Annotated in this window: 10 protein-coding genes; 8 read left to right on the plus strand and 2 right to left on the minus strand. The window is 71.5% G+C overall.

What is annotated here, in order from left to right; translation table 11 throughout:
• Positions 1-44: 44 nt before the first annotated feature.
• Entirely contained in the window at positions 45-188 is a 144-nt protein-coding gene (locus VFE05_01980; GenBank protein HET6228814.1) for a hypothetical protein, read from the minus strand.
• A 266-nt stretch (positions 189-454) separates the two neighbouring features.
• Between VFE05_01980 and VFE05_01985 the strand changes: the two genes are divergently transcribed.
• The 5 genes from VFE05_01985 to VFE05_02005 all read left to right on the plus strand — a co-directional run bounded on the left by VFE05_01985 (position 455) and on the right by VFE05_02005 (position 4,879).
• On the plus strand, positions 455-988 hold the full coding sequence (locus tag VFE05_01985; GenBank protein HET6228815.1) for a hypothetical protein: 534 nt from the start codon (positions 455-457) through the stop codon (positions 986-988).
• A 4-nt stretch (positions 989-992) separates the two neighbouring features.
• On the plus strand, positions 993-1,493 hold the full coding sequence (locus VFE05_01990; protein ID HET6228816.1) for a hypothetical protein: 501 nt from the start codon (positions 993-995) through the stop codon (positions 1,491-1,493).
• A 108-nt stretch (positions 1,494-1,601) separates the two neighbouring features.
• Complete coding sequence (locus VFE05_01995) at positions 1,602-2,246, plus strand: hypothetical protein (protein HET6228817.1); 645 nt, start codon at positions 1,602-1,604, stop codon at positions 2,244-2,246.
• 11 nt (positions 2,247-2,257) lie between these two features.
• The gene (locus VFE05_02000) at positions 2,258-2,608 is read left to right on the plus strand and encodes a hypothetical protein (protein ID HET6228818.1); all 351 of its coding nucleotides are present in this window, start codon (positions 2,258-2,260) and stop codon (positions 2,606-2,608) included.
• A gap of 420 nt (positions 2,609-3,028) precedes the next feature.
• The gene (locus tag VFE05_02005) at positions 3,029-4,879 is read left to right on the plus strand and encodes an ATP-binding protein (protein HET6228819.1); all 1,851 of its coding nucleotides are present in this window, start codon (positions 3,029-3,031) and stop codon (positions 4,877-4,879) included.
• Positions 4,880-5,047: 168 nt separating this feature from the next.
• On the opposite strand, the gene VFE05_02010 is transcribed toward VFE05_02005, so the two are convergent.
• Positions 5,048-5,359 (minus strand): hypothetical protein, encoded by a 312-nt coding sequence (locus VFE05_02010; protein ID HET6228820.1) that lies wholly within the window; start codon positions 5,357-5,359, stop codon positions 5,048-5,050.
• 327 nt (positions 5,360-5,686) lie between these two features.
• Between VFE05_02010 and VFE05_02015 the strand changes: the two genes are divergently transcribed.
• From VFE05_02015 to VFE05_02025, 3 genes are all read left to right on the plus strand, one after another.
• Entirely contained in the window at positions 5,687-7,012 is a 1,326-nt protein-coding gene (locus VFE05_02015) for an ABC transporter permease (protein HET6228821.1), read from the plus strand.
• A 10-nt stretch (positions 7,013-7,022) separates the two neighbouring features.
• Positions 7,023-7,238 (plus strand): hypothetical protein, encoded by a 216-nt coding sequence (locus VFE05_02020; GenBank protein HET6228822.1) that lies wholly within the window; start codon positions 7,023-7,025, stop codon positions 7,236-7,238.
• A 153-nt stretch (positions 7,239-7,391) separates the two neighbouring features.
• A complete protein-coding gene (locus VFE05_02025; protein ID HET6228823.1) occupies positions 7,392-7,967 on the plus strand; it encodes a hypothetical protein in 576 nt (191 codons plus the stop codon).
• Positions 7,968-7,998 lie beyond the last annotated feature (31 nt).

The raw sequence follows: 7,998 nt of genomic DNA on the forward strand, positions 1-7,998 counted from the left end.
CGCTCGCCGGCCGAGGTGCCGCTCTCGCGCGATGCGGGGGTCGGCTAGTCGGCGCGCTCGGCGTCGTCGGCGGCGGGGATGCGGGCGAAGGGGCGCACGGCCACGAACAGGGCGGTGGCGGTCAGGGCGGCCAGGACCAGCTCCACCTGCTCCAGCACGTTCCGTCCGGCTTCGATGAGGGCGAGCATGCGAGCCTCCGCGTTGGTGTGCAACTACCAACCTTACAACGAGATAACGCATCGCACGCCTTGCATCTCCCGTGCCGCATCCGTTTGCCGTGACCGGAGATGCGCCGCATGGGCCACGGTCCCGAAGCTCTGGTCACGACGGGAGATGCACGCGATGGTCGCCGCCGGCGAGCAGAAAACATTAGGTCACATCCCGCGCCGGACGTACATTGCCGCCGCCACACGCCCGGCCGGAAGACCACACCCACCCGCGGAGACCCACCTCGATGCGCACCATCCCCGCCGCCCTGCTGCTCCTGGCCTGCGCCTTCGCGCCCGCTGCCGCCCAGACGCCCGTCCCCGCGCCTGCGCCCGGATCGGCGCCGCCCTCCGGGTACGATGCCTCGCGCAACGACCTGCGCGGCATGGGCGTTGGCGAAGGTTCGCGCGTGCGGCTCACCGCGCCCGTGATCTCGCCCGACCCCATGGTGGGCCGCGTGGCCGGCCTCACGCGCGACTCGCTGCTGCTGGGCCGCGGCGGCGGCGCGCGCCTCCAGATCGAGACGCGGCAGCTCCGGTCGCTCTCGGTGAGCGCCGGGCACAACCGCTGGACCTGGGCGCTCGCGGGCGCGGGTGTCGGGCTGCTGGTGGGCGGCGTGGCCGGCGGGACGGCGGGCGGCCACGCCGACACGAGCGGGTTCGGAGGGCTGGCCGGCTTCATCGCCGGGGTCCTCGTGGGCACGCCCGTGGGTGCAGGCGTGGGCGCCGCCGTCGCGCCCGAGCGGTGGACGCCGGTCCCGCTGCCCCACCCGGCGGGCTGAGCCGGTGCGCCACGCACTCCGCGTCACCGCGGCGGTCCTCGCCGCATCCGCGCTGCGCGCCGCGCCGGCCGCCGCGCAGTTCCGTCTGGATCTGGAGCCCGGCGCGGCCGTGCGCGTCACGACCCTCGCCGCCCCCGGCGTCCAGGTCACGGGGAAAGCGCTGCGCACCGATGGCAACGGCAGCACCATCGTCATCTGGCCGCGAAGCGCACCGGCCGGCACGGAGACGCGGTACGCACTGAGTGACCTGGCGATGCTGGAGGTCCGCGGCGGGAAGAACCGCACGCGCGGCGCGCTGATGGGCGCCGGGATCGCCGCGGCCCTGGCCGCCGTCTTCGGCGGCATCGACAGCGCGCGGGGCCGCATCTCGTCCGGCGAGCTGACGAGCACCGTCGGCTGGGATGCGGTGTTCGGTGCAGGTGTAGGCGCCCTCTTCGCTCCGCGGCGGTGGCAGCCGCTTCCCCTGCCCGGCCGCCCCGCTCCAAGCGTGGAGCCCGCGCCCTGACGGGTTGACCCTCCGCGCCAACGACGGCAGATTGCCGCCTTTCCCGCACCTCCACACGGCCGAGCGTTTTCGCTGCCGGCCGCACATCTCCCGTCCCACCATCGAACGATGCACATCCGTCTCCCCCGGCAGCTCGCCGCCGTGCTGCTCGGCAGCGCAGTGCTCCTTTCCGCCTGCTCCGACGCGACCGGCGCCGACGGCGTGGGGTCGATGCAGTTCGACTACGCGGGCGACCTGTCCGGAAGCTTCTCCGCCGTGGGCAAGCCGGAGCGCGGCACCACCGGCTCGTACGCCGAAGCACTCTACTACGCCTCTCCCAACCTGAACGTGGCGGGCTACCAGACGTCCGGAAACGGCGTGGGCGACATGCTGAGCCTAACATTCGTTCGGCCCACGGGGCCGCATACCTACCAGATCCGCAACGACGCCGCCTGCCCCGACGCAGCCGGTGAATGCGCTTTCGGCGCCTTCATTCGCGAGTCCGTTGGCCAGCCCCCGGTGTGGCTGATGTTCACCTCCGGAACCGTGACGGTGACGTCGGTGACCTCCACCGAGATCAGCGGCACCTTCAGCGGAACCGTGCGCGAGGAGGTGTCCGGCCTCGCCCCGCATCCCGCCCCGCTCATGAGCGCCACGATCACACACGGCCGCTTCCGCGCGCCGCTGGTGGAGCTCCGGCTCTCCTCGACGGCCAACGCGGCCGCGATCCGCCTCCGCCGCAGCGCTCCCGCGTCCGCCCCGCCGGTGCCCTGAAGGTCCTGTTCGTGTGCAGCCGCAACCGGCTGCGCAGCCTCACGGCCGAGCACGTGTTCGCGGACGTCCCCGGCTGGCAGGTCCGCTCGGCCGGCACGGAGCCGAACGCGCGCATCCGCGTCACCGCTGGCCACGTGGGCTGGGCGGACGTGGTGGTGGTGATGGAGAAGCGCCACCGCGAGCGCATGCGCCAGCGCTTGGGGGACGCGCTGAACGGCAAGCGCTTCGTCTGCCTGCACGTATCCGACGACTACGCGTACATGGACCCGCTGCTCGTCCGCCTGCTCCGCGAGCGCCTGGCCGAGCACGTCCCCATCCCCGGCGACGCAACGGAAGACGACGAACCGCCCTCTCCGGCCTGACCGGAAGGGCGGTTCTGCCTTCGGGACGGTAGATGACGACGGGAGATGCACATCTGCCCATATCCCGACCTACCCGACGACGGCGCATCACGGGAGATGGAACGTCGTCCGATCCCGCCCGGACCTTCGATCCCGATCTGCCGACGCAGATTCTCGCCACCTTCCAAGCCGCTTTTCCCCATCTCCCGATAGCGATTTTCCTCATCTGCCGAAGGCGCTGTTCCGCGAAAGACGCGGGCGTGGCACTGCGGGTGCAGCCTGCGGCCTGGCCGTCCGCGCGTACTGGCGAGGCGTGGGGGCGGGCGTTACCATCCGTTTGCATTCCGATCCTCCCGCCCGTGGCGCCGCCGCGGGGGATGGGAGCGGGGTGGCCCGCCATTCCCGACCGCATCCCCGGCCCCGGCCGGGTCCCGACCCGCGATGCTCAACAACGTCGTCCTGCGCTTCGGCCCCAGCGAAGGCTCGCCTCCGCTCCGGTTCGCCCCCGGCCCCATGACCGTCTTCGTGGGCCCCAACAATTCCGGGAAGAGCCTGGCGCTGCGCGAGATAGAGACGCTGCTGGAGAGCGGCGGCGAGCTCTCGGGCGAGATCGTGGCGCGCCTGGAGCCGCACTTCCCGGACGCGGACCAGGCCGAGCGCATGCTGATGGCCCGGCGCGTGGACGACCCCGCCGTCACCGTGCCCGAGGGCTGGCTGCGCGTGGCGGAGATGAAGAGCGCCGCCGAGCAGGCCCGCAAGCGCGCCACCGACGTGTGGGAGCCGCAGCAGCGCCTGGTGGACCTGGCCGGCGTCCTCGCCGCCCTCCGCCACGGCGGCCCGCTCAGCGACCCCGAGATGGCGCTGCTGAGCCGCGACTTCCTCTCGCTCTTCACCATTCGGCTGGATGGGCAGACCCGCCTCTCGCTCATGCAGCCGCGGCGCGTGGGCAACCTCCAGCACCAGCCGGTGAACCACCTGGCCGCGCTCTTCCGCGACGACGTTGCCCGCGAGCGCATCCGCGAGATCACCGCCGACGCGCTGGGGCTGTACTTCGTGATCGACCCCAGCGGCGGCACGCACTTCCGCGTGCGCATGTCCGAGCGGGCGCCTCTGGACGACGCCGAGGAGCAGGCGCAGGACGACCGCGCCCGCGCGTTCCATGGCCGTGCGGCCGACATCGCCGACATGAGCGACGGCGTGAAGGCGTTCACCGGCCTCACCGCGGCGGTGCTCAGCGCGGACTACCGCGTGATGCTGGTGGACGAGCCCGAGGCGTTCCTGCACCCGCCGCTCACCCGCAAGCTGGGCCGCCGCCTCACCGAGCTGGCCGCCGAGCGCGGGGCGAACGTGCTGGCCAGCACGCACAGCCCGGAGTTCGTGATGGGCTGCATCCAGGCCGGCCGCCGCGTCAACATCGTCCGGCTCACGTGGCGGCGCGGCGTGGCCAGCGCGCGCCTGCTGGCGGCCGACAAGCTCCAGACCATGATGCGCGACCCGCTGCTGCGCTCCACGGGCGTGCTGGGCGCGCTCTTCCACGAGGGTGCCATCGTCTGCGAGGCCGATGCGGACCGCGTGTTCTACCAGGAGGTCAACGAGCGGCTGCTCGTGTCCCGCGCGCGCGGCGCCGACGGGTGCGTCTTCCTGAACGCGCAGAACAAGCAGACCATCCGCCGCATCGTCCGGCCGCTTCGGGAGATGGGCATTCCCGCCGCCGCGGTGGTGGACCTGGACATCCTGAAGGGGCGCGAGGACTTCCGCGAGCTGCTGCGCGCGGCGTTCGTGCCCGAGGTGTTCTGGGCGCCGTGGGAGGAGCTCCGGGCGCGCGTGCACCAGAAGCTGCGCAACGAGGACTTCAAGAGCGGGGGCATCTACACGCTGGGGAAGGACCACCGCCCCGCCGCGCAGATGCTGCTGGACAACCTGTTCGCGTACGGCGTGTTCATCGTGCCGCCGGGCGAGCTGGAGGCGTGGCTGCCGGAACTGGAGGCGGGCGGGCACGGGCCGGAATGGCTCACCCAGGTCTTCGCGCGCATGGGCACCGACCCAACGCAGGAAGGCTACCGGCTGCCCGGCGAGGGCGGCGTGTGGCGCTTCATGCAGGCCGTCGCCGCCTGGATCGCCGACCCGCGCCGCAAGGGCATGGCCGAGGAGCACGTCCCCCTCGACCACCTCCTCCCCCCGCCCGACCACGACGCGGCCGAGGCGGATGTCCCCGCTATCGGCGCCCTTCCATCGGCTCCGCCCCTTCCCACGGCGGCGACGGAAACCGAGACGAAAATCGCCGCTGCCTGACCGCCTGGCCCCGCACCACCGCACCTCCAGGTAGGGCGCGGACCTGCGTGTCCGCCCGGCTCTCCGAACGCCCCACATCACCCGAACCGCGATTTTCGGGGGATCCAAATGACGAAGCAGCCCTCCGCACGCGCTTGCGGAAGGCCGCTCTCTCATCGCACGATCAAGTCACCAGAGCTGCACCGACATCAACCGGAAGTCGGGGGATAGGATCCAGATCTGGTCCCAGTTCTCCTCGTTGTGCAGCGTCACGCGCCCGTCCGGGTGCCGAACGGCGGCGGGTTGTGCCTGCGCGTATTCCACGACCGCGAAGTAGTACCCGCCCGCCTCGAAGAAGCTGGCCACGTGGGGGCGGGCGGTGTCCGGCTGGATCACGGCGGCGAGCCGGCGGCACAGCGGCGCGTCGGCATGCCCCGCCAGCGGCCGGACCGGCGAGCGGATCGCGCCCGCCATCCCGTTCGCGCGAAGGCCCACTTCCATACGCGCATCGCCCAACAGCGCGCGGACCTGACCCTGGCCGTGGTTCCGCGGAGATGGGCAGTCCTGCGCGCGCCCCGCGGATGCCGCAATGATGAGCGCCACGGCGGAGAATGCCGCCGCCCGAAAGATCGATCGCACGAAGGACCTGATGTTCATCGTCACCCCGGCTGCTCGCCTACGGAAATTGCTCGATAGGGAGCGATGATACGCGGCGGCGGTTCCCGAGGCAACGTTCATCTGCCGCATCCGGCGGCGAGGCTGTTGGCCCGCAGCTGAAACCCCGCCATCCGCGTGCGCGTACACCCGCGTACTTCCGCGGCGTACACGATGGGCCGCGTCCCGCCCCGCATCTCCCTCCTCATGCAGCAGCAGCCTTCCCGAAACGCGACCGCGGCGACCCGCGCGCAGGACCGCGCCACCGAGCTTTCGTCGGTCGGCGTGGGGCTTTCCACGCTGCGCGGGAACCCCATGCGCACCTTTCTGGCTACGCTGGGGGTGATCATCGGGGTGGCGGCGCTGGTGGCAGTGCTGTCGCTGGGCGACGGGATGGAGAGCTTCGCGCGCAACGAGCTTTCGCGCACGACCGACGTGCAGAACGTGTTCATCAACCCCCGCACGGCCGACAGCATCGACGGCGTAGAGGTGCCGCGGCAGCGCTTCGTGCGCTTCACCACGGCAGATGCGCAGGCCGCCGCGCGCGAGGTGCCGGGCATCGCGGGCGTGGGGCTCTCCATCGGCGGCACCACGTTGGTGACGCCCCCGGACGGCGGAAGGCGCCGCGGCGCGCGCGTGACGGCCACGCTGGCGACGGCTGCAGAGTTCAATGAGATCGAGATCGAGGAAGGGCGCTTCTTCTCGGAGATCGAGGCGGAGCGCAACGTGCCCGTGGTGGTGCTGAGCCACACGGCGGCCGTGGAGCTTTCCCGCACGCATTCGCCGGCGCAGCTGCTGGGGCGCGCGGTACGAGTGCGGGGGATGCCGCGCACGGTGGTGGGGATTCGCGCGGAGATACGGGGTGAGCGGGGGCTCGGAATCTTCGTGCCTATCCGCGCCGCGCCCGAAGTGATGCTCCCCGCGGAAGCGCAGGGCCCGCGCACTCTGCTGGTGAAGGCGCCCAGCGTGGAGCAGGTGCCCGCCGTGCAGGAGCGGGTGGAGGACTGGCTGGCCACGCGCTACGGCCGCTGGGACCGCGACATGCGCGTGGAGACGCGCCTGGACCGGGTGGAGCAGATGCAGCAGGCCTTCCGCGCGTTCAAGCTCTTCCTGGGCGCCATCGCCGCCATCTCGCTGCTGGTGGGCGGCATCGGGATCATGAACGTGCTGCTGGCGTCGGTCACCGAGCGCACGCGCGAGATCGGGATCCGCAAGGCGGCGGGGGCGCGGCGGCGCGACATCCTCCTTCAGTTCCTGGCGGAGTCGGTCGCCATCTCGGGCTCGGGCAGCGCCATCGGGCTGCTGCTGGGGCTGGGGATCGCGTTCGCGGCGGCGGCGGCCATGCGGGCCAGCACGCAGGCGCTGGTGTACGCCGGGGTCTCGTGGTCCACCATGGCCGTGGCGGCATCTTCCGCCCTGATCATCGGCCTCTCGTTCGGCACGTACCCGGCCCGCCGCGCCGCCCGCCTCTCCCCCATCGACGCCATCCGCCACGAATGAAGAACGGGAGATGCGCGGCCTCCCCGCATCTCCCGCATCTCCCGCATCTCCCGCATCTCCCGCATCTCCCGCATCTCCCGCATCTCCCGCATCTCCCGCATCTCCCCCATCTGCCCCATCTGCCGATCTGCCGATCTGCCGCATCTGCCCCATCTCCCGCATCTCCCGCTCGACCCCACATCTGCTGACTCACGGTATCCAGGAATCGCGCAAACGTCGCGTATAGCTGACGAGTCCAGCCTCCTTGTGCCGATCCAGCGTCGAGGAGAATGCCTGGGTTGCTTTTCGATACAAAGTGCTTTACTGTTGGGCAAGCTACTCGCCCACGACGTGCCTGCTCGGAGACGTGGGAACTGACACCTCGAACCTGGGAAAAGTGATGAAGACGGACAACACGGCGTACCGGTCCACCATCCGCATCGTGCTCGCGGCGGCGGCGCTTCTGTTGGTGCCGCTGGTGGCGATGCAGTTCACGGACGAGGTGGTCTGGACGCCGTTCGACTTCGCCGCGGCCGGCACCCTCCTGGTGGGAACCGCGCTCCTGTACCAGTTGGGAGTGAGGAAGGCGACCAACTTCGTGTACCGCGCCGCCGTGGGCGTCGCGCTCGGGGGAGCGCTCTTCCTCGTGTGGTCGAACCTTGCCGTGGGCCTCATCGGGAGCGAGGACAACCCCGCCAACTTCATGTACGCCGGCGTGCTCGCCGTCTGCTTGGCCGGTGCCGTCGCCGCGCGCTCGCAGCCCCGCGGGATGGCTCGCGCGCTGTTCGCGACCGCGGCCGCGCAGGCGCTGGTCGGCGCCATCGCGATCATCCTGCGGTTGGGCGCTCCGGAGAGCGGGCCGCTGGAGCTGCTGGGCGTGAACGGGATGTTCGTCGTGCTGTTCGTCGCGTCGGCGGCGCTGTTCCGGCGCGCCGCGCTAGAGCAGCCTCGCGCGGGTGCAGCGCGGCCCGCTTGATATGAGATGGGCCTGGACCGCGGTCGCTCCG

The organism is Longimicrobiaceae bacterium, from assembly GCA_035696245.1.
In the GTDB taxonomy this organism is placed as follows: Bacteria; Gemmatimonadota; Gemmatimonadetes; order Longimicrobiales; family Longimicrobiaceae; genus DASRQW01.

What these genes read in the sequence shown, in the direction of transcription:
- VFE05_01995 (HET6228817.1), top strand. Translation starts at nt 1,602, where the DNA reads ATGCACATCCGTCTCCCCCGGCAGCTCGCCGCCGTGCTGCTCGGCAGC.
- VFE05_02015 (HET6228821.1), top strand. Translation starts at nt 5,687, where the DNA reads ATGGGCCGCGTCCCGCCCCGCATCTCCCTCCTCATGCAGCAGCAGCCT.
- VFE05_02010 (HET6228820.1), bottom strand. Translation starts at nt 5,359, where the DNA reads ATGGAAGTGGGCCTTCGCGCGAACGGGATGGCGGGCGCGATCCGCTCG.
- VFE05_01985 (HET6228815.1), top strand. Translation starts at nt 455, where the DNA reads ATGCGCACCATCCCCGCCGCCCTGCTGCTCCTGGCCTGCGCCTTCGCG.
- VFE05_02025 (HET6228823.1), top strand. Translation starts at nt 7,392, where the DNA reads ATGAAGACGGACAACACGGCGTACCGGTCCACCATCCGCATCGTGCTC.
- VFE05_01980 (HET6228814.1), bottom strand. Translation starts at nt 188, where the DNA reads ATGCTCGCCCTCATCGAAGCCGGACGGAACGTGCTGGAGCAGGTGGAG.
- VFE05_02020 (HET6228822.1), top strand. Translation starts at nt 7,023, where the DNA reads ATGCGCGGCCTCCCCGCATCTCCCGCATCTCCCGCATCTCCCGCATCT.
- VFE05_02005 (HET6228819.1), top strand. Translation starts at nt 3,029, where the DNA reads ATGCTCAACAACGTCGTCCTGCGCTTCGGCCCCAGCGAAGGCTCGCCT.